The following is a 26,225-nucleotide window of genomic DNA, read 5'->3' on the forward strand; positions in this document are numbered from 1 at the left end:
GGATTTTCCCTTTTCAAAAAGGGAATCAGAAAAAATCTGGGGATAACAGCGATCGAAGGTTGTTCTGTCATCGAAGTGTCCGTGTAAATAGCATTAGTTGTAACATTTCCAAACGAATATAAAGACCAAAGCGCCCTCAGCTTCCATGCTGGGGCGTTTGTCTATTTTAGCTCAGGAGTGGATGCGCTGTGTTTACCGAATGTTATCGGAAGCTGATAGATCCTTTCAAACGCAGCATTCGCAATAAATTGATTCTTACCATGACGCTGCTGGCCGTTCTGCCCGTCATTGCCATGACCGCTATGGCTGCTGAGAATACCCGCTCTTCCATGGAAGAGGAGATTATGGAGACCAACCGAGCCAATATGAACTGGGCCTCCATCTATCTGGGTGAACAGTTCGCGCGCATGAACAACATTATCTATTCGATTCAGATCAGTGACGAATTGCATCAATATCTGGCGTTGAACGAGGAAGCGCCGGCGGCCAGCCGATTCGATGAACAGAAGGCCATGTTCAATATGCTGAACAGTGTATACTATTCCGCTGGCAATTATGTATTTGGCGTTGAACTGTACCTGAAGGAATTGGACACCTTGTTCACCTTCAACTCGATGGATTCTCGCATCAAAGCGGTATCGGAAATACCGGAAGGATATCATGAGCTTTTTGCACAACATAAAGATTTTACGATTATCAATGATCCGGACGATCCGCAAAAGTTTCACATGACCCGCAGCATGAACCGCTTCGAGGATCAGGCACAGATCGGGGCCATCAGTCTGGAGGTCAAGTGGGCTGAGTTCAACCAGACGCTGGAGCTGCTGGATAGCCGGGGTGACTATGCGGTATACATTGCTGACAGCACGGGGAGTCCGGTCTATCAGCCAAACCAAGATATTCAGCCTTCAGCGGAAGCACTGGAGAAATTGGCAGGCACAAAAGAAAGTTCGGGGTTTATCCGTACAGCCAAGGAGTACGTATTCTTTCATTCCATTGAGCCGTCAGGACTGCGTGTGATCAAGATTGTACCTGCCCATGTTGTTAACGAAAGTGCCCTGGAAACGATGAAATACGGATTGGTTGTGGGTGGCCTGGCCACTGTCATATCTGTAGGACTAGCTGCGCTCGTAGCCTGGCGTACATCGAAGCCCATTGTCAGATTGGCAAATTCCATGAAGGGTATTCAACTGATCAAGGACAGGGAAGTGGTGCGAAGTGGCCGGGTAGATGAGATTGGTCTGCTGGAGAAAAATCTGCACGGCATGGCTAGTCGTATCCGGGAACATATTCGCGACAACTATCTAATGAATCTGGAGAAGCAGACGGCCGAGCTCAAAGCACTGCAATCACAGATCCATCCGCATTTCCTGCAAAATACACTGCAGATGATTGGCGGCATGGTCTACTCGCAAAAACCGGCAGACAGTTACAAGGTCATTCGAGCCTTAAGCGAGATGTTTCGTTATATTGTGCGAGCGCCGGATGGACTGGTGCCCCTGCAGTCTGAACTCGATCAGTTGGAGCATTATATGCTGATTCAGAAGCAACGTTTTGCCGGCAGGCTTGAATATACACTGGAGATTACGGGAGAACTTCGGGCGTGTTATATCCCCAAGTTGTCTTTGCAACCCATTGTGGAGAATGCATTTTTGCATGGTCTGGAGAAGAAACAGGGCGAATGGAAGCTGGGCATTGAGGTCGTCTATGAACCTAAAGATGTAACCATTCGAATTTGTGATAACGGTGTGGGTATGGATGCTGAGAAACTAACGGAGATGAAATCCAGATTGGAGCGGCTTACCCGGCAGGCAGATCGGGTGTGGAGTTCAGGTACAAGTATTGGACTGGTCAATGCGGCCTCACGAATTGTAATGCATTTTGGACCTGAATACGGGATGAGCATGGAAAGTGAATATGGACAGGGGACGAGCGTTACGATACGAATCCCCTGCAATACAGGAGGCGAAGCCTTGTGACAAAGGAACTGTACAGAGTGCTACTGGTGGACGATGAACCGTGGAACCGGGATATTTTGCGCAATCTCGGAGATTGGAATGAACTCGGCATGACCGTTGCAGGTGAGGCAGAGGATGGCGAGCAGGCCATACAACTGGTCAAGCAGCATCAGCCTCACATTATCATTACGGACATGCGCATGCCCGGTACAGACGGTGTGGAGCTGTTGCAGACGCTTAGCGGACAATACCCACAGATCAAGGTGATCGTGGTGAGCGGATATGATGACTTCAATTATGCAAAACATGCAATCCGGCATCGGGCTGCAGATTATCTGCTCAAACCGGTGAATCCGGATGAACTGAATGGTGTACTTGCTAAATGTGCAAAGGAATTGGAAAAGGTTGAATCAGCACCTGAATCATGGGAATCGTACCCATCTTCGTTCGCAGGTGAGTTCTCCCTGTTTCAGCAGCAGGCTCGCTTGCGGTTTAATGACCTAAACGTTCAGAGTCTGCGGGAGTGGTTCCAGCAATTACAGCAGAAGCTGGAACGATGCGAGATTAACAGACCTCGGCAGCTTGGAAGGGTGGCTCATGAATTACAGGCTTTGCTGGACGAACTGTGCGTCTCCAATGGCTTGTACGAGCGGCCCGAAGCAACGGCGCTACCTCCTGCGTCTGCGCTGGCTTCCATCGAATCCACGATCACATGGATTTCGACTCCGTACTATCAGGCTTTGGAGCAGCTGATTGCGCAGCGTAAATTCAAGAACAAGCTGAACCTGAATGAGGTGAAGCAATACATTGAGCAGCACTGTATGGAGATGATTACGCTGGAGCAGCTCGCCCAGATCTTTTTTGTTAGTAAGGAATATCTCAGCAAGGTATTCAAGAAAGAGTATGAGGTGAATGTGACCGACTATGTTGTCCAATTACGTATGACGAGAGCGAAAGAATGGGTGATGGATGAACAGATTCCGTTCAAGCATATTGCCGAGATGGCGGGTTATGAGGATGTGTCCTACTTCTATCGAGTGTTTAAGAAGCATTTCGGAATATCTCCAGGGGAGATGCGGAAGGGACAGGCTCGTATATCAGGTAAATCAGGCAGTAGTAAGGAATGAGACATTCGAGAGAGCATTTGCGGCAGGATTAAGGTTTAAAATAATCCAATACACAAGTCTAATTTTGTCCAATGAAGCGCTTTCATTTACTGATATATAATGATCCTATGAAAGACAAACCAGTTACACACCGGGAGGTCAAAAGAGATGAAAGTATGGAAAAGCGTAGCAAGTGCGGTACTGGTCAGTGTTCTGCTCGCAGGTTGCGGTTCCAATGCAGGAACGGACAATGGGCAGGAGGAATCCGCATCAGGCAGCACGGTATCACTCAAAGTATTCGTTGCACAACCTCGGCTGAAAGAACATTACGACAAATATATAGAACAGTTCAAAGCTAAGGAGAAAGCAGAGAAAAACATTGAAGTGAACGTGCAACTGGAGATGCCGCCTGCGGACAATGCACCTCAGATTCTGAAGACTCGTCTCGCCTCCAATGATGCACCGGATGTGTTCGCCCTGCATGCAGTCAATGAGATTCCACCATTCAGCAAAGCTGGTTATCTGGAAGACCTGTCGGGCCAACCTTTTGTCGATAAGCTACTGGATTCGGTTAAACCTTCCATAACGGATGCAGAGGGTAAAATCGTAGCTATTCCATTGGAAACAGTATCATGGGGCTATCTGTACAATAAAGATATTTTTGAAGAGCAAGGGCTGGAAGTGCCAACGACGTTAACGGAAATGAAAGCGGTCGTGGAGAAACTCAAAGCAGCCAACATTACACCGTTTGAACTGTCCTACAAAGAAGCCTGGATTCCGCAATTATTCCTGCCACTTACCGTGGGTGCATTAACTCAGTCTGAGCACAAAGACTTCGTGGAGAAGATGAATCAGGATCAGGGCTCCTTCTCCGATATGAAAGCATTGTTTGATATCTTTGATCTCGTCAATGCCAATGGAACGGACAAAGCGCTGGAAGTGGGCGGAGATGATGGTTCAGCAGCCTTCGCATCAGGAAGCGCCGCGATGTGGATTCAGGGACCATGGTTTGCCGAGACCATTCTGAAGTCCAACCCGGACTTGAACTTTGGTGTAGCACCAATGCCGATCAATGACAATCCGGATGATACCAAAATCAATCTGAGCACCTCCACTTCATTGGCAGTATCGTCATCTAGCAAAAACAAAGAAGTGGCACTCGATTTCGTGAACTACATTCTCGATGACAAGGATTCAAGTGCATTCTTCGAAGCGCTCAAATTCAATCCGATTGCCAAGATCCATGACTTCAAGAGCTTCCCGTGGGTAGACGATGCCCAGAAATATGTGAGTGAAGGTAAAGCTTATGAGGACCCATCCCTCCCTCAAGCGGTGAAAGACGAGTCAGGCAAAGCGTTGCAAGGTTACTACTCTGGGCAATTAAATCAACAGCAGGTTATCGATGCGCTCGACAAGGCGTGGAAATCCTACAACAAAGTCAACAAGTAAGGAGCTGTGAGGAATGGAGTATCCGCCTTTGTTGGCAAATCTCAACGGTCTGAGAGTTTTGTCAACAAATTAGCGGTACTTTGTTTCGTCACAGTCTCCAAGCAGATGATACGGCAGGCAGAACGTTCTTCGTTCCCTCGTTTACAATCATCCGCTTCGAGTGAAAAGGGGGAGAACCAATGGCTACGAATGTGTTCAAGAAGTATCTGTCACTGCTCGCGTTCACTGCGCCTGCCTTTGTCATCTATGCGATTTTCCTGCTGTATCCCACGTTTAGTGGCATGTTCTATAGTCTGACGGATTGGAACGGACTTAATCGGGATTACAGCTTTATCGGTCTGGGCAATTTTGTGGAATTGTTCAAAGAAGATCCTGACTTTCTGAATTCCCTGTGGTTCACGATGAAATATGTAATATTTATGCTGATTCTGCAAAATGGAATTGCCTTGCTGCTCGCTGTGTTGATTGAGTCACGAACGCGCAGCAAAGGGCTTTTCCGGACGCTGTTCTTCATGCCTAACATGATCAGTACAATCATCAGTGCTTTCATGTGGACATTCATCTTCTCTCAGGTGCTGCCACAGCTCGCAGAGAAACTGGCCTTTTCGTTCCTCGACCAGCAATGGTTGGGTGATCCGAAGTTTTCATTTTACTCCATTCTGATCGTATCGCTCTGGAACGGTGTAGGGTATATGATGATCATCTATCTGGCTGCTCTCCAGGGTGTGCCGAAAAGTCTCAAAGAAGCGGCTGTTATTGATGGGGCCAACGCATTCCAGGTACTGCGCAATGTGGTGTTGCCAATGATTACTCATGCCGTGACCATCTGTTTCTTCCTGACGCTGAACGGAGCATTCAAAGTGTTTGAAGTGGTGTATGGACTGACTGGTGGTGGACCGGGCCGGGCCACGCAGGTGATCACGATGAATATCTATGAAGAAGCGTTCTCCAACAACTTCAGATATGGCTATGCGAGTGCCAAATCGGTTGTGCTGTTCATCATCGTACTCATCTTTACACTCATCCAGATCACCGTCATGAAGAAGAAAGAGGTGGAAGCATGAGGATGCAACGACTGAACAGTTATCTGATTCGACTGCTGCTGATTCTGGGCTCTCTCGTCGCTATGCTGCCGATCTACATGGCGGTTGTGAACTCTTTCAAAACACAGGGTGAGATGTTCCAATCCTTTCTCGCGCTGCCAACAACGTTGCACTGGGAGAATTATTCGGACGCGTTTAACAAAATCAATCTGTTGGGCAGTTCCATGAACTCGGCAATTGTATCCTTTCTGGGGATCGGGGGAATCGTCTTCTGTGCCTCACTTGCGGGATACAAGTTGTCACGTACCTCCGGCCGTTTGAGTAACCTGATCTTCTTCCTGTTTGTTGCATCCATGCTGGTGCCGTTCCACTCGATCATGATTCCGCTGACACGGGTAGCCAAAGGCATGGGGGTGCAAGGAAGCACGTACGGATTGGCCCTGATCTATATCGGACTTGGCGTGAACATGGCAATCTTCCTCTATCACGGGTTTGTGAAGTCCATTCCGCGTGAATTGGAAGAATCAGCTCAGATGGACGGATGTAATGAGTTCCAGACATTCTTCCAGATTATCTTCCCACTCTTGCTGCCGATCACAGTCACCATCGCGATTCTGGACTTCCTGTGGATCTGGAATGACTTCTTGTTGCCACTGCTCATGCTGACCGATGTGAATCGTTATACGCTGATACTGTCCACAAACATGCTGTTTGGTGAATATAACAAGGAATGGCCGTTGATTCTGTCCTCCCTGGTACTGACTGCGATTCCGGTTATTCTGATCTATGCGTTCTTCCAGAAGTTCATCATGGAGGGTATTGCGGAGGGTGCGGTAAAAGGGTAAAACATTCGAGGGAATTCTTAACTTCACCGGTAGCTACGCGCTTTTGGTATTCGAACACACTTAGGAAACTTACGCAAATAGCCTTGATCTGAAGGACGTGGTCCTTCAAGGTCAAGGCTGTTTTTTTTGATTGTGAAATCAGGAAAAAGCATTCGTCAAAGTCAGAAGCCAGAATCCATAAGCCTGTGGACAGCCTCTGCCAGGCATTGTAGTCCACGCTCCATCTCATCGGGGGAAGCATAAGCGTAAGACAGCCGAATATGACTCGCATCTAACCGGTCATACAGATAACCCGGGTGGATAAGTACATTTTGCTCCAGACAGGTATGGAACAATTGGCGGATAGAGAGCGGAGAGACAGTGAATTGCAGCCAGATGTAAAACCCGCCAGCGGGTATTTCCCACTCCGCAATCCCATGGAAGTGACGTTGAAGCAGCTCCAGCATGAAGTCTCTGCGTTTGCGAAGTTCAGGACGAAGGCGTTCCATATGTCCAGCGTGATGTCCTTCTGCGAACCACAGGGCAGCAGCTTCTTGGGCGAGTGAACTGGTACCATAATCGGTCTGCATCTTGATATCTGCGAGACGGCGAATGACCGGCTCTGGCCCAACCAGCCATCCGAGGCGCAGACCAGGACTGACTGCCTTTGACAGAGTGCCCATATGCAGCACCCGTCCTTCTTGGTCACGCGCCTTCAGCGATGACGGAGGAGGTGTATCCAGCCACAGATCACTATAGGCGGCATCCTCCAGTATGGAGATGCCTATTGTTCGAGCGGTGGTCATGAGTTCTTCCCGGCGGTGATCACTCATGACAGAGCTGGTGGGATTGTGAAAGCTCGGGATCGTGTAGAGAAGCGAGATATGATCTTGATCTTTGACATGCTGCGCAGCATCCTCCAGGCGTGCAATGTGTAGGCCTTCGTTATCCATCGGGATACCACTCATTTTCAACCCTGCTGACTGAAAGGCGTGAATGGAATAGAGATACGACGGTTTTTCCAGCAGAACCGCTGATCCGCGAGGGAGCAGTCCGACCGAAATCAAGTGTAGCGCCTGAAGAGAACCCGATACGATCAGTATGGAATCTGGAGAGGCCTGAATGCCGGTAGTCTGCAAATGGACGGATAAAGCCTCACGAAGCTCCAGGCTTCCTTGAGGTTCCAGGTAGTTCAGTGTACGAGAACGATGGGACAGGGAGTACAGAATGTCGTTAAAAGCATCCTGAGGCATCAGGTCCGGGGCAAGTTCCCCTGTACCAAGACGTATGATGCCAGGCCTGAATTCAGCCTGATTAATCTGCTGGATCTCGGGCAGGTTGGGATAATACCAGCCCTCCTCAATGGCTTCGTTCCAGTTGGGCATGGCTCCGTGAGCCATGCCATGCCAACCGGAGCCGGAAATATAAGTTCCCCCGCCATGTCTGCCTTCAAGCAGACCCGCGGCGGCCAGATTATCAAGGGCAGTGACCAATGTACTGCGGTTTACTCCCATGGACTCAGCCCATATTCGCTGTGATGGGAGACGGTATCCTGCGGACCATTCGCCCGTTGTGATTTTCTGCCGGATATAGGCTTCAATCTGGCGATATAAGGGCAAGTCGAGAGAAGTATTTGGCTTCCAACCCATGTTTAGCCGGGAATCAGAGCGTTCCATAACCGGCAGAATCACCTCCGTTTTTCTTTGTAACAAACACTATATCATTTGGTTGGGTCTGATGCCATCCAAGTGGTTGGTTACGTCAGTTATCATCTGCCCTAATATGGAGGACAGAGATAAGGGGGAAGAACGATGGAGGTTGTTATTCATGCAGTGGTTCTGGCGTTTGGCCTGATCTTGCCACTGGGTGTGCAGAATGTATTTATTTTTAACCAGGGCATGAGCCAGAGGCGTTATATACATGCCCTGCCTGCTGTAATAACGGCAGGGGTCAGTGATACGTTGTTGATCGGGGCAGCCGTCGGAGGGGTGTCGCTCATTTTGCTGCAATGGCCATTGCTGGCGAATGTGTTGTATGGCGCAGGAAGCTTGTTTTTGCTGTATATGGCATGGAGTATCTGGAGGTCATCCGAATCTGTGGAAGGTTCGGGGATGGTAATGTCAGCGGGGCGACAGATTGCGTTTGCCGCATCGGTGTCTTTACTCAATCCGCATGCTCTGCTGGACACGGTTGCTGTGATTGGCACCAGTTCACTTCAGTATGAAGGGGTGGAGCGCATTTATTTTGCCCTAACAGCCGCGGCTGTATCGTGGATATGGTTCTTGGGACTTGCAGGCGCAGGCAGGGTGATTGGCAGAACGGATCGAACTGGACGCATCAGTCTGGTGTTTAATCGGTTCTCCGCTGTGGTCATGGTTGGGCTTGCGTGTATGATGCTGTGGAAGCTCATCTATTCATAGAAGGACCGTGATGTGGCTGGCACAACTTGTTAAAATAAAAAAACTCCCCGTGACGTTAATCGCACGGAGAGTTCAATGTGGATGCTGAATTTGGTAATCAGCATAGCCTGTTGAATTAGTTATTGAGTAGGAATATGTAGTGCTCGATAATGCATCGGTATTGCGTCTCTTATATATGGTTAGTCATTTGAGTTAAGTTCATCGTAATCGGATCTATTCCGCCTTCAGCAACATGGATTCAATAAACACTTTCAGATCACGGCTTACACTGTTCAACTGATCAATGACCTCGCTGAACTCGGTTACCAGCACCGCTTGTTGGTTGCTAGACTGTGAGATGGATGTGATCTCCTGCTCCATCTGCTGAATGGAATGCTGAACATCTTTCAAGGAACGTTCGATATTCACCGTAGCTTCTTTGGTACCTGTAGAAAGTTTACGCACTTCAGATGCAACGACGCTAAATCCGGCGCCCGCTTCACCTGCTCGGGCCGCTTCGATGGCTGCATTCAGGCCGAGCAGATTGGTCTGTTCTGAGATTTCACGGATGAATGCGGCGACTTTGTTCACTTCGCCTGAGTTCTGCACAGCCATGCGGGTATTATCCAAAATTTGCGTGGAAGATGCCGTCAATTGCTCGGATTGGGCGGCTACCGTCTGCACCATATCTGTTAATTTTCCGCTGATACCGCCGATCAATTCAGTGAAGTACTCCAGTTTTTCCTCGTTCTGAAGAGAGAAACCAATGGCAAGTGTGCCCACGATATTTCCTTGTTCATCTCGAAGTGGGGTGGCCGCCGAGTTGATTGATGTGCCATAGAATTTCGCATCAATACGGTTCGCTGAAGTTTCCCCATGTATAAGTGCCCGGCGTAGTGTAGGGTCATCGAGGGAAACGGGGTCTCCAGCCTTGATGCCCAGATCGAGTTCGTTGCTGGGAACATAATACCAGAACTTCTCCGTGTCGGTTACCGCAATCATGATATCGTGTTCTTTCAGCATAATTTTAAAATATGGACTTGCTGCAACGAGTGCTTCAACGATGTTCAATAAGGTTCAGCTCCTATAATGTATGTGTATCATCTAGATGTATTGTATACATCGTCAGAATGAGGTTAATCTTGAAGGCCTGATAAGGGCATAACGTATATTAATTAAATTTTTAACAAATGAAACAGGGGAATTGATGATTTTCAGAAATTTATGAAAATATAACGAAAAAGCAGACAAGAACATCATGTTCTTGTCTGCTTTGGCTATCCATCTATGCCTTATGACACGCTCCACTTCACGTTATGAAAGCTGATTTACGTAAGGGGTCACCGCGCCAGCGTTACCTCATCCGTTGTGTGAAGAGGTCATCCTGACGGTAAAGATATATATCCATATGCAGGAATACGCGGTTGAGTTATATTGCGTACTGTTGTTATCCGCCAATCTGGGACATGCGGCGTACCGTCGGTGTATGAGATTGCATTTTTTGTTCCAAAGCCAAAGCCATCTCATGATTCTTCGGTTTCGTACCCAGCGCTTTGAGGAAAAGTGCCGCCATGGCATTCGGATCATCCACGAAGCGGCGAACATTATACTCATCGGACCAGTAGAGGCAGGCTTTGATATGTCCGTCAGCGGTCAGCCGAAGTCGGTTGCAATTGTCACAGAAGTGATCGCTTACGGGATGAATCAATCCAAATGTGCCTTCGGAGCCCGCAATTTTCATATTTCGTGATGGGCCATTGCCCGCAGGGCCTGTTGTATTTTCTACCGTCCAGCCTGCTTCAGCACATACATCAGTCACGGCTTCCAGCGGCAAATAGGATTTGCGCCATGAATCCGAAGCCTGTCCAATCGGCATATATTCAATAAAACGCACATGAAGAGGTTGATCAATCGTCATTGCAATAAAATCCTTGATCTCATCATCGTTGATACCCTTCATCAGCACAACATTCAGCTTGATCGGAGCAAGGCCAGCAGCTGTTGCAGCTTCAATGCCTTTCAGTACCTTGTTCACATCTCCGCCGCGGGTAATCATGGAGAAGCGATCAGCGCGCAGGGAATCCAGACTGATGTTAATCCGGTTCAACCCAGCATCTTTCAACGCCTGAGCTTGTTTGTCCAGCAGAAGAGCGTTGGTAGTCAGGGCAATATCGTCAATCCCATCAATTGCCGAGATCATGCTGACGAGCTTATGCAGATCCTTGCGTACCAACGGTTCGCCCCCGGTGAGTCGGACTTTGCGCATGCCCATCGGGGCAAGTACCTTCAGCACCTGTGCTATTTCTTCGTAGCTCATAATCTCATCATGCGGAGCAAACTCCATACCCTCTGCAGGCATGCAGTACACACAGCGTAAATTACAGCGGTCCGTAACAGAAATACGGATGTAGTCATGTATCCGGCCAAATGAATCCTGAAGCAGTTCCATGCAGACCACCCTTTCATCGGTTCAGATTGGAAATCTTCTATTATAAATGATACGACAATTTCAAAAGGAACAGTTGCATCAAATTTTAGCTATTTCTCCAATCCGCGTCAACGATGACGTCAGATGACAGCATTTTTGGCGGGGTGATTCAGATGGAATTGTCCCACGAGTTGTTGCAGAAAGACCGTAATGGCTTCCACGTTATGCGAAGAATGCTGAACCTGCAACATATCACGGATCAGCTCCATCATCTCTGCTTCTACCTCGGCAGAAGTCGCCCGATTCTGATGGCTGATTGCAGCAATATTCTCCATCAGCATGACCACCTGATCCACGACTTGTGTGCGCTCAGGTTCTTCAGCGGTAGCATTTTGCAGAAGTTGCGAAGCGGCCTGAACCAGTGTTGTTCCTTCAGCCAGTACCTGATCACCCTCTGTGATCAATTGAGATGCAGCTCCTGCTGCCGTTGAGATTCGGTCCAGAATCTGATGAATATTTTCAGTTGAAGAGCGGGATAACTCGGCTAGCTTGCGGATTTCCCCTGCCACGACCGAGAACCCTTGGCCATGTTCGCCCACGCGTGCGGCTTCAATTGTAGCATTCAGAGCGAGCAGGTTCGTCTGAGCTGAAATTTCATCAATGACAGCCAGTGCACGGTAAATCTCTTTCATGGTATCTATGAAGGACAGGATGGTACGGTTGGTATCGGACACCGCTCCTGAGATTTGGGTCATTTTGTCGCCGATTCGTTCCACTTCCTGCTGGGCTACGCCGATCTGTTTAGTTGCAGAGGTCTCCAGTTGTTGCAGCGTTATGCGCATGTGATCAGCAGCGATCTTGGCCTGGTCGAGATCTTCCAGTTGGGTGCGAATGGCCTGAATCATCGAACCAAGCTTGTAATTCACGCGCTCAGTCGTACCTTGTGTTGTCTCTGTTGAAGTTCGCATCTGATACTGATTATCCATAACGTCTACCGTGGCAAGTTGTACCTTCAGCATAATGCCTTCCAGAGAATCAATCATGTTGTTGATCCACTTCGCCAGTTCACCCGATTCATCTTGGGCAAAAGCAGACGTGTTCAGGCGCTGGGTCAGATCACCCCTGCCTTCGGCGTTAATTCGAATAAATCGGCTGATGCGACGCAAGTCTCCATGAACTCGTCGATATTGGCTGCGATGCAGCTGTAATGCAGTGAAGAATCCAAATAACACATTAAATGCTGCCATCGCTGCCGCGCCCCATCCACTACCAGTGAGGGCATAGACAAGGGCGGCTCCTGCAACGCCTGACAAAAGCGTGAAGAGACTGTGCTGCTTGAACTGGCGCCAGCCGATGCTTCGTATCCGATACACTTCCTCCAGATCTCCTTCACACATCATGCCCCAGCGATCAGGACAGTGTGGCAGCTGGAAGGTGATGCCTTTGCCAATCACAGAAATATGGCGATAATCCGAGTAGCCGGGAAAAGCTACAAACAGATTGGAACCATTCTGAATGGTGTTTGCTACTCCGGGGTGTAGTTCTCCGGTCGATGGATCAGTGAACATGAGTTCCAGTTCGGTATGCTCCTTAACGGAAACGATACCCCATTCGGTGGTGAGACCATCTTTGAGATTTTCCCCATGTGTAAAAGTACGATCCTCGAAGCGGCTTCGGGACAAGGCGGTGCCTGGTTGCAGATGGGGCCGTAATATCGACTCAGCCATAAAGAGGTAATTGTCACCGGAATCGGGATAGATATGACCTGATTCTCGTTGGATCAGGTCACCAAGTACATCCCCGGGAACACGGCTGCATAATGAACCGACATATCGACCTTCCTGCAGGATTGGGGAGATAAACAGCAAGGTGACATCATCGTGAAAAGCGGACGAGCGGGGACCAATATCCAACGTCAGTGGATCAGAATATGGACCATACAAGCATTTTTTGCCATGACGATCTGCTCTGGAGTATTTCAATCCTGGTCCAATTAAAGCTTCGTAATCTTCATAGATCTGTCCAATATGTTTCTTATATGTAGAGAATACCACCTGATTCTGTTCGTTCAGCATAAATAGCTCCGTACTGTCTACGGCTCGAATATAACTGGATTGAAACCATGTATCTAGTTTACTTCGTTGCTGTGAACCTTGTAATACATCTTGTAATCGGACCGACTGTATCTGTTGAAGCAAACGATCCAGGTGATTCCATTGTTCATCTGCCCAGTCCATCATAAGCTGCCGTCTCGTTTCGGCAATTCCCTCAAAAATCTGTTCCACATCTTCCTTCATATGTGCGTTCAACCGATACGATCGCCACAGCGGCAATCCTTTTCTCCATCCCAGCCAATCAAACATCATGACCACCCCGATTTCTGGATTCTCTATTCAATCTTTATACAAGAAAACGAACAAGAATACGAGGGGATATGTCATATTTTCCGAATATTTAATCAATAAATACAAATGATTGTGCGCTTTTTGTTAGGTGAAATGTATGTTAGCTATCTACGAAGAAAACTCACATGTATGTATCTGAGAATCCGTCTCATTTTACATTGTGTAACATGAACAGGTCCATACTCAAAACACACTGTATAATGTAATCCCCGCCCAAAGCGATATAGTATTATCTAACAAGCAAAACCTGTTACGTTTGTGTATATAAACCTCCCATTCAGCCTTGGTGTGCAATGAAAACAACTTCTCACAAAGGAGAATGCCCATGTCCTCCATATCCTCAGCCACAGTCCCCGAAGCCTGCCATATTGATGTAGATCATGTGTCCGTTGTTTTTGGTACAGGTACACAACAAGTGACTGCCTTGTCGGATGTTACATTCCAGATCCAGTCCAATGAGTTTGTCTCTCTGCTGGGCCCTTCCGGCTGTGGCAAGTCGACCTTGCTCCGGCTGGTGGGTGATCTACTTCAACCTACCTCAGGCACCGTACGCATTGCAGGTCAGGAGCCTGAGCGAGCTCGACTACAGCGACAGTTTGGAATCGTTTTCCAAACACCCGCCTTGTTCGATTGGCGCACCGTTCGTCACAATGTGGAATTGCCCTTGGAACTGCTGGGTACCCGCCGGAAGGAGTGCCGCCGCATTAGCGGTGAACTACTTGAAATGGTGGGGTTAACCCGCTTCGCAGACCATTATCCATGGCAGCTCAGTGGCGGGATGCAGCAACGTGTATCCATTGCACGTGCACTTGCACTTGATCCGCCATTGCTGCTCATGGATGAACCCTTTTCCGCCTTGGACGAATTCACGAAAGAAAAGCTTCAATTGGAGCTGCTTGAGATCAAGCGCTCAACAGGCAAGACCTTCCTCTTTGTCACACACAGCATCCCCGAAGCCGTATTTCTGTCCGACCGGATCATCGTGCTCTCGGCACATCCGGGGCAAGTACATTCCATTCATTCCGTCAATCTGCCTTCCGAACGTCATAGTGAACTGAGAGAAACGGAAGCCTTCTACCACATGATCACGACCATTCGCAACTGCTTCTACGAGGAGCGTGATGAATCTTATGTCTCTGCGGTTCTTTAAACCGGGATATCGATCCTGGGTTGTCATCTGGATTATGGCCATATTGGTGCTATGGGAAGGAATCGCCTGGATGCTCCAACTGTTCCTGTCACCTCAGCAGGCGGCGTCTCGCCTTCCTTATCTGCACGAAGTCCTTGCAGCCTTGTTTCGTTACTCGAGTACGCTCGCAGAGCAGGGGGCTGTCACGTTTGGCAATGCAGCCATTGGTTTTGGAGGGGGAACGTTGCTTGGTCTGGGTCTGGCTCTACTCATGAGCGGGGCTGTCTGGCTAGAGCGCACGTTATCGCCATATGTTGTCTCCTCACAGATGGTTCCGGTTATTGGTCTCGCACCAATTGTGTACGGCATCATCCACAACGCGGAGTGGGCGCGGATTGTTATGGCTGCGTATGTCACTTTCTTCCCGATCATCATCCATACGTTAAAAGGATTGAAAAGTGCAGCACCAGAGCATTTGGAGCTTATGCGTTCCTGTGGAGCTTCATTGACTGCACGATATATCAAATGTCTGCTGCCTTCTGCACTGCCGGGACTATTTTCCGGTATGAAAATAGCTGCTCCGCTGGCGGTGACCTCCTCCATCGTTGTGGAATTGATGGGGGCCCCCGATGGGCTCGGCGTCCTGATGGTCAGTTCGTTATATTACGGCCATGCCCAAGTTGGCATGTTCTGGGCAACCATCATGCTTAGCATTGGCATTGGCCTGATCTCATATCTGGCCATCAGTCTGGCTGAACGTTGGCTAACCCCTTGGCAGCCTGAATTCAGGACCAAAGGAGGTGATGCCATATGAGTGAAGGTAGAGTTTTGCAACGGAAGCGGGATGAAGGTGTAGCCATTGCTGCTGTAACTGGCGCGGCTACGAACCTCTCTGGTTCACAGATGACGACTGTTCCAGGTTCGGAAATTCATGGACAACAGGGACAAGCCGAAAAGGCCAGATTGGGCTCTGGCGTTCGCGGACGATCGGTTGCGCTGAGTATGCTTCCTTGGGGTGCGGGTGTGTTGTTTCTCGCCCTCTGGCAGCTCAGGGTGTTTCATTGGATATTTTCGTTGGAAAGCTACCAACTGCCCGTGCCTTCCGCCATTGCGGCATCCATTCAGGAAAATGCCAATATGCTCTTTCGATATGCGATGTACAGCGGAACCGAAATGCTGGGAGGCTTTTTGCTCGGTTCATTGTTGGGTGCTCTGGCGGCAGCGGGTGCATCGTTCTTTCCAACAAGCGGCAGGGCCGCGGTTACGGTTCTGTCTGCACTTAATGCTGTTCCGATCGTGGCCCTTGCCCCGATTATGAACAATTGGTTTGGTGATGAGATCTGGTCTCGTATTGCAGTCGTCACGGTGATTACGATGGCCGCCATGGCCGTCAGCCTGTTCAAAGGACTGACTTCCATTCAGCCGCAGTACAGTGATCTGCTGAGTGGTCTAGCCGCGAGCAGGATGCAGTTTTTTTGGAAGCTGAGACTGCCTCATGCGCTGCCTTCCCTCTTCGCCGGTCTGAAGATCAACATGTCGACCAGTATTATCGGGGCCATTGTGGGTGAATTTTTCATCGCCTCCCAGGGGCTGGGGTACTTGCTCTCGGATCAGATTCGACTGGCAAACATGCCCTTGGCCTGGTCCTGCATTGTCATCGCCGCCGCGCTCGGCATTGTGTTGTATGAAGCGGTTGTCCTGGCAGAAAAACGACTCATTCCGTGGAATCGTGCACGCACAGATCACTAACATACATCAGGGTATCAACCATCCATAGATCGTAATACCTGATAGAGGTTGTTCAAAAAGTCCACGGTACTGAAAAGTAGACTTTTTGAACACGGACTGATGCTTGATAAATCGTATATAAACAGGGGGTTGTTCTGTACATGTACAAAACGTTGAAGCCGGGTTTGCTGGTATTGGTCCTGTTGGTTGTTACGATGCTGAGCGCATGTTCTACGAAGTCCGAGCCGGCGGCTGAGCCTGTTGCTGCGAGTTCAGGAGGGGCGGGCGAAGCAGATCAACCCTTAACCAAAGTGAAAATTCAACTGAAATGGGTGCCGCAGGCGCAGTTTGCCGGGATCTATACAGCGAAGGAAAAAGGTTTTTTTGCAGATGAAGGCATTGATGCCGAGATTATTCCGGGTGGTCCGGATATCGTGATAGAGCAGCAGGTGGTCAATGGTGCGGCCGATGTGGGCATTACGGGTGTAGACAGTCTGTTAGTCAGTCGGGATAATGGCCTGCCGCTCGTCTCGCTCGCCCAGATCTCGCAGAAGAGCAGTTATCGTTTGATTGCCAAGAAGTCCCTAGGCATTACTGATCCGGCTCAGATGAAAGGTAAGAAGGTCAGTACCTGGTTTGGCAGTCAGCAGTTTCAGGTGCTCGCGTTTATGGAGAAGAATGGACTCGATCCGAAGAAAGATATTGAACTGGTGAAGCAGGGGTTCACGATGGATCAGTTTTTCAACGATCAGGTAGATGTGGCGACGGCAACGATCTATAACGAATTTCACGTGGTGCTGGAAAGTGGGATGAAAGAATCCGATCTGGATGTATTCAATATTGAAGATGCCGGTGTTGGGATGCTGGAGGATACGCTGATTGCCAAGAAGGATTGGGTAGACAACAACCGTGAGCTTGCGGTTAAAGTGACCCGTGCCATTCTGAAAGGTTGGAATTACGCCATCGACAATCAGGATGAGACGGTGGATATCGTGATGAGTAATGTGACGGATGGCAGCACCACCCGTGAACATCAGGTCACGATGCTCGAAGAGATTGCAAAGCTGATTCGCCCGGAAGGATTTACGGAGCAGCAAGTCGGCAGCTTTGTGGATGAGTCGTTTACCCGAACTGCGGATATTGCACTGAACTATGGTTTGATCAAAAAAGCCGCCAACCTGGATGAAGCGCTGGAGAAAAGCATCTATGAAGAAGCGGTGAAATAAGCGCGTGGAGGAGGATGACGAATGAGTTCTGTAGATCAGCAGCCCCAGCCGCTTGGCGGTACGAAGGAAGAATGGCTGGAGAAGGATCGCAAATATGTATGGCATCACATCTCACCTCATAACGATCATCCGATGATTGCAGTAAGCGGGGAGGGCAGTTGGATCACCGATCAGGATGGTACGCGTTATTTGGATGCGATGTCGGGACTGTGGTGTGTGAATGTGGGCCATGGCCGTGAGGAGATTGCGAGGAGTGCCTACGAACAGATGAAAGCACTCGCTTATGTCCCGATGACGCAGAGTCACGAACCGGCGATTTTGCTGGCGGAGAAGCTGAATGAATGGCTGGAGGGGGAGTATCGAATATTCTTCTCCAACTCAGGTTCAGATGCGAATGAGGTGGCTTTCAAAATAGCCCGTCAGTACCACCATCAGAATGGTGAGCCTACTCGGCACAAATTCATCTCCCGTCACCGTGCCTATCACGGTAACTCCATGGGAGCGCTGGGCGCCACCGGGCAAGCCGCCCGCAAGATCAAATACGAGCCACTCGGCGTAGGTTTCTCTCATGTTCCACCACCGTATTGTTACCGCTGTCCGTTTGGACGAAACAAGGATGGATGCGGACTCGAATGTGCAACCATCTATGAAGAGGTGATTCGTTGGGAAGGTCCTGAGACGGTTGCCGCAGTAATTATGGAGCCAGTGATTACAGGAGGCGGCATGATTGTGCCCCCGCCGGATTATATGCGTACCGTGCAAGAGATCTGTCAGCGCTATGGCGTGCTGCTCATTGTGGATGAGGTAATCTGCGGTTTTGGTCGCTCCGGGCAGAAGTTTGGTCATCAGAACTATGGTGTACAGCCAGATATCGTGACGATGGCAAAAGGCATGACCAGTGCGTATTCGCCGCTATCGGCAACGGCCGTGCGAGCCGATCTGTATGACACGTTCCGCGAACCCGGACCGGATGCCCATTTTCGCCATGTGAATACATTTGGCGGAAATCCGGTGTCCTGCCGGGTGGCACTGGCAAATCTGGAGATTCTGGAACGAGAGAATCTGGTCAGCCGGGCGGAAGAACTGGGATATCTGCTTCGTGAGAAGCTGGAGCCACTACTGGAGCTGTCCATTGTGGGGGATATCCGTTCATTCGGATTCGCCTGTGGCATTGAATTGATTGAAGCAGACGGATCTCCTGCGGAGGCGGATAAAGTAATGAAGGTACTCGCCAGTTGTAAAAGGGATGGCATCCTGATTGGCAAGAACGGCGATACCGTACCGGGGTTTGCAAACATTTTGACGATCTCTCCGCCGTTTGTTACCACCGAGGAAGAGCTGGATCTGATCGCTGGAAGTTTGCTCATTGCGCTACGTAGTCTGGACGCAGGTTAGTTGCCATACACAGGTACGACAGGCGTTTACGGTTTAGCAAGCAAAATGAAAATTTTCATATCATTACGCGAAAATAAGCGCAAGGAGGCGAGGAAGGATGCAGACCACAACAGGCAAACTCATTAATCAGCTTCGGCTGAATGAGCGAATTGAGCAGTTGTCACAGATTGGCCGAATCTCGGAGACGGGTGTTTGCCGACTTGCCCTGACCCCGGAAGATATGGATGGCATCATACAAGTTCGTCTCTGGATGGAAAATGCCGGTCTGACGACACGACTTGATGCCTTCGGTAATCTGATTGGTCGTCTGGAGGGTGCGGATCAGGCGCTGCCGCTCCTCATGATTGGTTCCCACATCGACTCTCAGCCTTATGGCGGTCGATATGATGGAGCGATTGGTGTGCTAGGCGCGCTCGAAGCAGTGCAATGCCTGATCGAAAATGGCATTCAGCCCCTAATGTCAATTGAGATAATTGCCTTTTGCGACGAAGAGGGTTCCCGTTTTAACAAAGGCCTTTTCGGCTCACGTGGCATAACGGGTCAGTTGGAAGAAGGCGAACTGGAGCGGCAGGATAAAAATGGAGTGACCCGCCGGGAGGCACTGGAAGCCTTTGGCTGTTCTCCTTCGGATTTTGAAGAGGCGATCTATCCGCCAGGTTCCATAGGCAGTTATCTGGAGTTGCACATTGAGCAGGGGCCGGTGCTGGAAGCGATGAATGCACCAGTAGGTCTGGTGACGGGCATCTCGGGTCCGTTGTGGCTTACGGTGACGATGAAAGGCATGGCGGGTCATGCCGGCTCCGTTCCGATGGGAATGCGGCATGATGCTCTGGTAGGTAGCGCCAAAGTCATTGCGGCTTTTGACGATATGGTGAGAGAAGACCCGGAAGTCCCAACCGTAGGTACGGTGGGAAGTCTGAGGGTGTTTCCAGACTCGCGTAACATCATCCCGGAGGAAGTCAGCTTCACGGTTGATTTACGAGACATGGAGATGGAGCGCAGGAACCGGCTTGAAGCCCGATTGATGAACATTTTGGATGACGTGAGTTTCCGATATGGTCTAACCTACTCGCTGACAGAGGATACGAACAGTGAGCCGCGGTATTGTGCAGAGTCAATCATGTCGGTGATTCGTTCATCCGCGGAAGAGATCGGGGTTACTTTGCCAGAGCTGATGAGTGGTCCGTTCCATGATGCATTGGCCCTTTCGCTTGTGTGTGATTATGGCATGATTTTTGTCCGCAGCAAAGACGGCATCAGTCATCATCCCAGCGAATATTCCTCCCCGGAGGATATTGGACTCGGCACGGAAGTGTTATATCGCACCATTCGGAGGATGTGTAGTGGAGTGAACCAACCAATCATTTTACCCGAGGAGGTGTTGTGACGTTATGAGCAAAATCAGCATCGGATTAATCCAGGCTTCTCATGAAATTGAAGGTTCGGCTCCCGTTGAGGTACACAAAGAAGCTGCGGTTCAGAAACACATTGCGCTGGTCCGTGAAGCTGCTGCAAGAGGCGCCAAGATCATCGGGTTGCAGGAAGTATTCTATGGGCCGTACTTTTGCACAGAGCAGAATCCCAAATGGTATGCATCCGCTGAACCGGTGCCGGAAGGACCGACGACCAGACGTTTTCAGGAGCTGGCAAAGGAGCTTGCGGTGGTGATTATTTTACCTGTATACGAGGTGGAGGGCATTGCTTCGTATTACAATACGGCAGCCGTTATAGATGCGGATGGTTCATATTTGGGAAAATACCGCAAACATCATATCCCACATGTGGAAGCAGGTGAGGGTACGAATGGGTTCTGGGAAAAGTATTATTTCAAACCAGGTAACCTTGGGTTTCCGGTATTTGATACGGCCTACGCCAGAGTCGGCGTGTACATCTGTTATGATCGTCATTTTCCGGAAGGGGCACGATTGCTCGGGTTGGCGGGGGCAGAGATTGTTTTCAATCCTTCAGCTACGGTTTCGGGTACATCGGAATATCTGTGGAAACTGGAACAGCCCGCTCACGCGGTAGCTAACGGCTATTATGTAGCGGCCATCAACCGGGTTGGCGTGGAAGCGCCATGGAATATGGGTGAATTTTATGGACAGTCGTACCTGGTCGACCCGCGAGGCAGAATGGTAGCGATAGGCAGCCGGGATCAGGATGAGGTCATCATTGGCCAGATGGATACGGAGATGATTCGTGAGGTACGTAATGTGTGGCAGTTCTACCGAGATCGCAGGCCGGAAACGTACGAACATCTGGTTAGTCTGTAAAAGTAGCTGGAAGCTGCGCGGATCAAACTTCAGGAGGTGCATGACATTGATGAACAGCTCAGGAACAACGTTATCCGATTATGGGTGGGAGAGTAGTTTTGCCGAGATGAAACCCGCCATGACAGGCAAGGAAGCGATGGAGGAGTCAAACCGCTGTCTGTACTGTTACGATGCACCTTGTATCAAAGCCTGTCCAACCGACATTAATATCCCTTCTTTTATTAGCAAAATATCCACAGGGCACCTGAAAGGATCGGCCCGCACCATCATGGATGCAAATCCGGTTGGAGCCAGCTGCGCACGTGTCTGTCCCACAGAGGAATTGTGTGAAGGTGCATGTGTTCTGAACGAATCGTCGAAGCCGATTCGCATTGGTGACTTGCAGCGTTACGCCACCGACTGGGCGCGGGCGAAGAATGAGCCGTTATTCCAGGCAGCACCTGCCAATGGGAGAACCGTTGCTGTTGTGGGAGCGGGGCCAGCAGGACTATCGGCAGCACGTGAACTGGGGCGTGCAGGATATGAGGTGACGATCTATGAAGCAAAACCCAAAGGCGGGGGGCTGAACACGTACGGCATCGTATCCTTCCGTTTGCCCGAATCGGTTGCGCTATGGGAAGTGGAGCAGGTGGAGGCACTTGGTGTACAGATCCGCTATGGGGTGCGTATTGGTGTGGATATCCCTGCTTCGCAGTTGCTGGAGCAGCATGAAGCGGTCATTCTGGCCTGTGGCATGGGTCCAGTACCTATGCTGGGCATTGAAGGGGAGACATTGGAAGGTGTCTATGATGCGATTGAACTGGTGGAGTCTACCAAGCAAGGTGTTCCGCCCGCGCTGAATGGTCTGAAGGTCGCCGTTATTGGCGCGGGCAATACGGCGATAGATGCAGCAACCTGTTCGGTACGTCTTGGTGCCGAGCGGGTGCAGATGTTATATCGGCGCGGGGAAAGCCAGATGACGGCGTATGCGTTTGAATATACGTTTGCCAAGCAGGAGGGTGTGGAGTTCCGCTGGTTTACGATGCCGCAGCGAATCATTGGAGACGAGAACGGTCGGGTTCAAGCTGTGGAATGCGTGAAAATGGAGTTGATTACCCCGCCTGGAGGTGGGCGTGCATTGCCTGTGCCTGTGGAGGGATCGGAGTTCATGATTGAATGTGATACGGTCATCCGGGCGATTGGGCAGCATCGGTTATTACCATTAATCGAAGCGTTTGGGCTGCGTCACCACTGGGGTGTTGTCGAGATCGAGCCGCATACGTACCGTACCTCACACCCTCAGATCTATGCGGCAGGAGATGTCATTTTTGGTCAGGGCCAGGGTGAGGCGATGGTTGTCTCGGCTGCACAGCAGGGTAAGCTGGCTGCCGCCGCAGTCATGAAGGCATTACCTGGACAGGTGGAAGAGACGGCGTGAGTTGTGAGCGAGACAAGGAACAGTGGAGAGTACACGGAAACCGTGCAATGAAAGGGTGTAAGGAGAGAATACAAGGAGAGGCGAGGGTGGGAGGGCGCAAGCGACTGCTAGAGTGATATAGGTGTGGATCAGATCTGAGCAAGAAGTGTGGGTACATCAAATTCTCGTGTACCTGACACGCTAACGAACCCTACACACCTTATAGTGGCAATTACCGAGGATTGGAAAATTTAACAAATCTCACACGTCTTATTTTGACGAATACCTGTTGAAATGAAGCCGAAATGAGCGATTACAGCCAAATAAGCTTTCTACGATTCGTTAGATTTTTAAAGTGCCGCTAATGAGCCCAATAAGAGGTGTACGGTTCGTTAGAATTTAGGTGTTATCCAGAAACCCCACTACTACGCAGAGATCCTGAGCGCGACCAAATGTCCAGTACAACTAATATGTTCAAACAACACCAAGGAGGGATCGTTATGGCTGACTTATCCATTAATCTGGCAGGTATTCGATCACCCAATCCATTCTGGCTGGCTTCTGCACCACCAACCAATACGGGATATCAGGTCCAGCGTGCGTTCGAGGCGGGCTGGGGTGGTGCGGTGTGGAAGACACTGGGTGAGCCAATTATCAATACATCCTCGCGTTTCGCGGCAGTCCATTTTGGTGGGCAACGGGTGGCGGGGTTTAATAATATTGAGTTGATATCGGATCGTCCGCTGGAAGTGAATCTGCGGGAGATTGTCGAGACCAAGAAACGATTCCCGGATCGTGCGGTTGTGGCATCACTGATGGTGGAACCTACGCGAGAGAAGTGGCATGAGATTGTGAAAAAGGTGGAGGCTGTCGGTGTGGACGGCCTGGAGCTGAACTTTGGTTGCCCGCATGGTATGGCTGAACGTGGCATGGGAGCTGCCTCCGGTCAGCAACCTGACCTGGTCGAACTACAGACGATGTGGGTGAAGGAAGTGGCGACCACACCGGTGATTGTGAAGCTCACGCCGAATATCACGGATATTACGGCGACAGCCCGGGCAGCTGTACGAGGTGGCGCGGATGCGATCTCCCTGATCAATACCATTAACTCCCTGGCAGGTGTGGATCTGGATTCGTGGAATACCGTGCCCCATGTGGGCGGCAAAGGAGCGCATGGTGGATACTGTGGCCCAGCTGTGAAGCCAATTGCACTGAACATGGTTGCGGAGTGTGCACGTAATCCGGAGGTGGGTGTGCCGATCTCTGGCATAGGCGGCATATCTGATTGGCGGGATACCGCAGAGTTTCTGCTCATGGGCGCTACAGGGGTTCAGGTATGTACCGCAGCGATGCATCATGGATTCCGTATTGTGGAGGAAATGATTGATGGGCTGAACGATTATCTGGATGAAAAGGGTCTGAGCAGTGTAGCAGAACTGGTAGGTCAGACGGTTCCACGTTACTCGGATTGGGGCAATCTTGATCTGAACTACAAAGTCGTCGCCCGCATCAACCGCGATATCTGCATCAATTGCAACAAATGCCATATTGCTTGTGAGGACACCTCGCATCAATGTATTGATATGTTGACCGACCCGTCCGGCTCCTATCTGGAAGTGGTGGAAGAGGACTGTGTTGGCTGTAATCTGTGTTCGATCGTTTGCCCGGTGGATGGGGCGATTGAGATGATTGAACTTGTACCTGAGCAGGAACCTGTAACCTGGAATGAACGTCAGTCTGCGATTGCGATGCTGCAATCGGTTAGAGATCAATCAACCAAGGAGGCGATATCATGAGTACCCGCAAATTGATTCGTAACGGTGTTTTGGTCACAGCGTCAGATACTTTTGAAGCAGATATTTTGATCGAAAAGGGTAAAATCACACAGATTGGCATCGGACTGGTGCCTGACGAACGAACGGAGGTTGTGGATGCAGCGGGTTGTTACGTCATTCCGGGCGGGATCGATCCGCATACGCATCTGGATATGCCCTTCGGTGGAACGGTCACGGCGGATGATTTTGCGACGGGAACGACAGCAGCAGCTTTTGGCGGTACAACAACGATCATTGATTTCTGTCTGACACAAAAAGGCCGTCATTTAATCGAATCACTCCAAGAGTGGCATGCCAAAGCCGAGGGTAAAGCAACCATCGACTACGGTTTCCATCTCATGATCGGCGAAATGAATGATCAGGTGTTAGAAGAACTGCCGCAGATCATTGAAGAAGAGGGTGTGTCATCCTTCAAGGTGTTCATGGCGTATAAAAACCAGTTTCAGGCCGATGACGGGATTCTCTTCCAGACGTTGCAAAAGGCAAAAGAGTACGGCGCACTCGTGATGGTTCATGCCGAGAACGGGGATGTCATTGACCTGCTGGTTCGACAGGCGCTCGCCGAAGGGCGCACGGAGCCGATTCATCATGCGCTGACTCGTCCATCCATGCTGGAGGGAGAAGCAACAGGGCGTGCGGCGCGTCTGGCTGCACTTGCGGATTCACAGTTGTATGTCGTGCACGTGACCTGTGCGGAAGCAGTGGAGCAAATTGCGCGTATGCGTGAAATGGGCTACCGGATCTGGGGGGAGACCTGTCCTCAGTATTTGATACTGGATCAATCGATCATGGATCAGCCGGACTTTGAGGGTGCAAAGTATGTCTGGTCCCCTCCGCTGCGGGAAGTAGCGCATCAGGAATTGTTGTGGAATGCATTGAAAAGTGGTCAGTTGCAGACGATTGGCTCCGATCATTGCTCGTTTAATTTCAAAGGGCAGAAGGACTTGGGCAAAGATGATTTTAGCAAAATTCCTAACGGGGGGCCAGTCATCGAAGATCGTCTCAGCATTCTGTATTCCGAAGGTGTAGTCAAGGGGCGGATTACGCTCAATCAGTGGGTTGATCTATGTTCGACAAGAGCGAGCAAGTTATTTGGACTATTTCCGCAGAAAGGGACTCTCGCTGTCGGGACAGACGCGGATATCGTTATTTTTGACCCCTCTGTAAACAGGGTGATCTCGGCAGATACGCATCATATGAACGTGGATTACAGTGCATTTGAAGGTATGCAGGTACAGGGATGTCCGGTGACGGTGTTGTGCCGCGGGGAGTATGTCATTCGAGATCGGCAGTATACCGGAACAGCAGGGGCAGGCCAATATGTGAAGCGCAACAAGTATGATGCAGGCGCGCCCATACCGATGAAACATCCTGTGACGGCAGTGAATGGAGGGAGAAGCTGATGTCGGATCATGATGTGTTTGAGACCGAGAGGATCGCCATAGAGCGAATGGTTGCACAGGGTTATCGGATCTATGCGGTACGGGAACATCTGGAGGGTGCTCACGTCATATGGGGGCACCCGGATCTTCCCGAAGAGAAACAAGAGCAATACGTAGGCACGGCGTCTGGACGGAAGTGGTTCAGTCACATCCTGATTCGCCAGCTTCAGGAGCAACGGGGAGCGTAGA

Annotated in this window: 21 protein-coding genes; 17 read left to right on the plus strand and 4 right to left on the minus strand. The window is 50.1% G+C overall.

The genetic code is table 11. The annotated features are described in order from the left end of the window. Positions 1–188: 188 nt before the first annotated feature. The 5 genes from MKY28_RS28605 (at position 189) to MKY28_RS28625 (ending at position 6,401) form a co-directional block, all read left to right on the plus strand. Positions 189–1,979 (plus strand): sensor histidine kinase, encoded by a 1,791-nt coding sequence (locus MKY28_RS28605; protein ID WP_340937651.1) that lies wholly within the window; start codon positions 189–191, stop codon positions 1,977–1,979. Next, the gene (locus MKY28_RS28610) at positions 1,976–3,085 is read left to right on the plus strand and encodes a response regulator (RefSeq protein WP_340937653.1); all 1,110 of its coding nucleotides are present in this window, start codon (positions 1,976–1,978) and stop codon (positions 3,083–3,085) included. The genes MKY28_RS28605 and MKY28_RS28610 overlap by 4 nt, the downstream gene beginning before the upstream one ends. 147 nt (positions 3,086–3,232) lie before the next feature. Continuing rightward, the gene (locus MKY28_RS28615) at positions 3,233–4,513 is read left to right on the plus strand and encodes an ABC transporter substrate-binding protein (protein WP_047840742.1); all 1,281 of its coding nucleotides are present in this window, start codon (positions 3,233–3,235) and stop codon (positions 4,511–4,513) included. Between the two features lie 179 nt (positions 4,514–4,692). Further along, complete coding sequence (locus MKY28_RS28620; protein WP_017691891.1) at positions 4,693–5,577, plus strand: carbohydrate ABC transporter permease; 885 nt, start codon at positions 4,693–4,695, stop codon at positions 5,575–5,577. Continuing rightward, positions 5,574–6,401, plus strand: a complete 828-nt coding sequence (locus MKY28_RS28625; RefSeq protein ID WP_047840740.1) for a carbohydrate ABC transporter permease — start codon at positions 5,574–5,576, stop codon at positions 6,399–6,401. Before MKY28_RS28620 ends, MKY28_RS28625 begins: the two co-directional genes overlap by 4 nt. Positions 6,402–6,562: 161 nt before the next feature. On the opposite strand, the gene MKY28_RS28630 is transcribed toward MKY28_RS28625, so the two are convergent. After that, entirely contained in the window at positions 6,563–8,056 is a 1,494-nt protein-coding gene (locus MKY28_RS28630; RefSeq protein WP_340938069.1) for an aminotransferase-like domain-containing protein, read from the minus strand. A gap of 135 nt (positions 8,057–8,191) precedes the next feature. On the opposite strand from MKY28_RS28630, the gene MKY28_RS28635 reads away from it, so the two are divergent. Beyond that, the gene (locus MKY28_RS28635) at positions 8,192–8,800 is read left to right on the plus strand and encodes a LysE/ArgO family amino acid transporter (RefSeq protein ID WP_340937655.1); all 609 of its coding nucleotides are present in this window, start codon (positions 8,192–8,194) and stop codon (positions 8,798–8,800) included. Positions 8,801–9,013: 213 nt separating this feature from the next. Here the strand turns inward: MKY28_RS28635 and MKY28_RS28640 are convergent, their stop codons facing one another. The 3 genes from MKY28_RS28640 to MKY28_RS28650 form a co-directional block, all read right to left on the minus strand. Beyond that, the gene (locus tag MKY28_RS28640; RefSeq protein WP_036612668.1) at positions 9,014–9,850 is read right to left on the minus strand and encodes a methyl-accepting chemotaxis protein; all 837 of its coding nucleotides are present in this window, start codon (positions 9,848–9,850) and stop codon (positions 9,014–9,016) included. A gap of 376 nt (positions 9,851–10,226) precedes the next feature. Continuing rightward, a complete protein-coding gene (gene moaA, locus MKY28_RS28645) occupies positions 10,227–11,228 on the minus strand; it encodes a GTP 3',8-cyclase MoaA (RefSeq protein WP_100528370.1) in 1,002 nt (333 codons plus the stop codon). Between the two features lie 119 nt (positions 11,229–11,347). After that, complete coding sequence (locus MKY28_RS28650) at positions 11,348–13,573, minus strand: methyl-accepting chemotaxis protein (RefSeq protein ID WP_340937656.1); 2,226 nt, start codon at positions 13,571–13,573, stop codon at positions 11,348–11,350. Positions 13,574–13,937: 364 nt separating this feature from the next. Here MKY28_RS28650 and MKY28_RS28655 point away from each other — a divergent pair, with 364 nt between their 5' ends. The 11 genes from MKY28_RS28655 to MKY28_RS28705 all read left to right on the plus strand — a co-directional run bounded on the left by MKY28_RS28655 (position 13,938) and on the right by MKY28_RS28705 (position 26,224). Then, positions 13,938–14,762, plus strand: a complete 825-nt coding sequence (locus MKY28_RS28655; protein ID WP_340937657.1) for an ABC transporter ATP-binding protein — start codon at positions 13,938–13,940, stop codon at positions 14,760–14,762. After that, positions 14,743–15,555, plus strand: coding sequence for an ABC transporter permease (locus MKY28_RS28660; protein ID WP_340937658.1), 813 nt, complete (start codon positions 14,743–14,745; stop codon positions 15,553–15,555). Before MKY28_RS28655 ends, MKY28_RS28660 begins: the two co-directional genes overlap by 20 nt. Continuing rightward, a complete protein-coding gene (locus MKY28_RS28665; RefSeq protein WP_340937659.1) occupies positions 15,552–16,490 on the plus strand; it encodes an ABC transporter permease in 939 nt (312 codons plus the stop codon). The genes MKY28_RS28660 and MKY28_RS28665 overlap by 4 nt, the downstream gene beginning before the upstream one ends. Positions 16,491–16,630: 140 nt before the next feature. After that, positions 16,631–17,695, plus strand: a complete 1,065-nt coding sequence (locus tag MKY28_RS28670) for an ABC transporter substrate-binding protein (protein ID WP_340937660.1) — start codon at positions 16,631–16,633, stop codon at positions 17,693–17,695. A 21-nt stretch (positions 17,696–17,716) separates the two neighbouring features. After that, the gene (locus tag MKY28_RS28675; protein ID WP_340937661.1) at positions 17,717–19,090 is read left to right on the plus strand and encodes an aspartate aminotransferase family protein; all 1,374 of its coding nucleotides are present in this window, start codon (positions 17,717–17,719) and stop codon (positions 19,088–19,090) included. Between the two features lie 97 nt (positions 19,091–19,187). Then, positions 19,188–20,477 (plus strand): M20 family metallo-hydrolase, encoded by a 1,290-nt coding sequence (locus tag MKY28_RS28680; protein ID WP_340937662.1) that lies wholly within the window; start codon positions 19,188–19,190, stop codon positions 20,475–20,477. A 4-nt stretch (positions 20,478–20,481) separates the two neighbouring features. Continuing rightward, positions 20,482–21,363 (plus strand): nitrilase-related carbon-nitrogen hydrolase, encoded by an 882-nt coding sequence (locus MKY28_RS28685; protein ID WP_340937664.1) that lies wholly within the window; start codon positions 20,482–20,484, stop codon positions 21,361–21,363. Between the two features lie 49 nt (positions 21,364–21,412). Beyond that, positions 21,413–22,780, plus strand: coding sequence for an NAD(P)-dependent oxidoreductase (locus MKY28_RS28690; RefSeq protein ID WP_340938070.1), 1,368 nt, complete (start codon positions 21,413–21,415; stop codon positions 22,778–22,780). 479 nt (positions 22,781–23,259) lie between these two features. Continuing rightward, entirely contained in the window at positions 23,260–24,555 is a 1,296-nt protein-coding gene (preA, locus tag MKY28_RS28695) for an NAD-dependent dihydropyrimidine dehydrogenase subunit PreA (protein WP_340937666.1), read from the plus strand. Beyond that, on the plus strand, positions 24,552–25,997 hold the full coding sequence (gene hydA / locus MKY28_RS28700) for a dihydropyrimidinase (protein ID WP_340937667.1): 1,446 nt from the start codon (positions 24,552–24,554) through the stop codon (positions 25,995–25,997). The genes preA and hydA overlap by 4 nt, the downstream gene beginning before the upstream one ends. Next, positions 25,997–26,224, plus strand: coding sequence for a hypothetical protein (locus tag MKY28_RS28705; protein ID WP_047840726.1), 228 nt, complete (start codon positions 25,997–25,999; stop codon positions 26,222–26,224). The genes hydA and MKY28_RS28705 overlap by 1 nt, the downstream gene beginning before the upstream one ends. Position 26,225: the final 1 nt, after the last annotated feature.

The organism is Paenibacillus sp. FSL R5-0473, assembly GCF_038004565.1.
Classification (GTDB): Bacteria; Bacillota; Bacilli; order Paenibacillales; family Paenibacillaceae; genus Paenibacillus; species Paenibacillus amylolyticus.

Coding starts and splice junctions, on each gene's coding strand:
- MKY28_RS28630 (WP_340938069.1), bottom strand. CDS start 8,056: ATGGAACGCTCTGATTCCCGGCTAAACATGGGTTGGAAGCCAAATACT.
- MKY28_RS28690 (WP_340938070.1), top strand. CDS start 21,413: ATGAACAGCTCAGGAACAACGTTATCCGATTATGGGTGGGAGAGTAGT.
- MKY28_RS28675 (WP_340937661.1), top strand. CDS start 17,717: ATGAGTTCTGTAGATCAGCAGCCCCAGCCGCTTGGCGGTACGAAGGAA.
- preA (WP_340937666.1), top strand. CDS start 23,260: ATGGCTGACTTATCCATTAATCTGGCAGGTATTCGATCACCCAATCCA.
- MKY28_RS28665 (WP_340937659.1), top strand. CDS start 15,552: ATGAGTGAAGGTAGAGTTTTGCAACGGAAGCGGGATGAAGGTGTAGCC.
- MKY28_RS28660 (WP_340937658.1), top strand. CDS start 14,743: ATGTCTCTGCGGTTCTTTAAACCGGGATATCGATCCTGGGTTGTCATC.
- MKY28_RS28650 (WP_340937656.1), bottom strand. CDS start 13,573: ATGATGTTTGATTGGCTGGGATGGAGAAAAGGATTGCCGCTGTGGCGA.
- MKY28_RS28705 (WP_047840726.1), top strand. CDS start 25,997: ATGTCGGATCATGATGTGTTTGAGACCGAGAGGATCGCCATAGAGCGA.
- MKY28_RS28670 (WP_340937660.1), top strand. CDS start 16,631: ATGTACAAAACGTTGAAGCCGGGTTTGCTGGTATTGGTCCTGTTGGTT.
- MKY28_RS28615 (WP_047840742.1), top strand. CDS start 3,233: ATGAAAGTATGGAAAAGCGTAGCAAGTGCGGTACTGGTCAGTGTTCTG.
- moaA (WP_100528370.1), bottom strand. CDS start 11,228: ATGGAACTGCTTCAGGATTCATTTGGCCGGATACATGACTACATCCGT.
- MKY28_RS28635 (WP_340937655.1), top strand. CDS start 8,192: ATGGAGGTTGTTATTCATGCAGTGGTTCTGGCGTTTGGCCTGATCTTG.
- MKY28_RS28680 (WP_340937662.1), top strand. CDS start 19,188: ATGCAGACCACAACAGGCAAACTCATTAATCAGCTTCGGCTGAATGAG.
- MKY28_RS28655 (WP_340937657.1), top strand. CDS start 13,938: ATGTCCTCCATATCCTCAGCCACAGTCCCCGAAGCCTGCCATATTGAT.
- MKY28_RS28620 (WP_017691891.1), top strand. CDS start 4,693: ATGGCTACGAATGTGTTCAAGAAGTATCTGTCACTGCTCGCGTTCACT.
- hydA (WP_340937667.1), top strand. CDS start 24,552: ATGAGTACCCGCAAATTGATTCGTAACGGTGTTTTGGTCACAGCGTCA.
- MKY28_RS28685 (WP_340937664.1), top strand. CDS start 20,482: ATGAGCAAAATCAGCATCGGATTAATCCAGGCTTCTCATGAAATTGAA.
- MKY28_RS28625 (WP_047840740.1), top strand. CDS start 5,574: ATGAGGATGCAACGACTGAACAGTTATCTGATTCGACTGCTGCTGATT.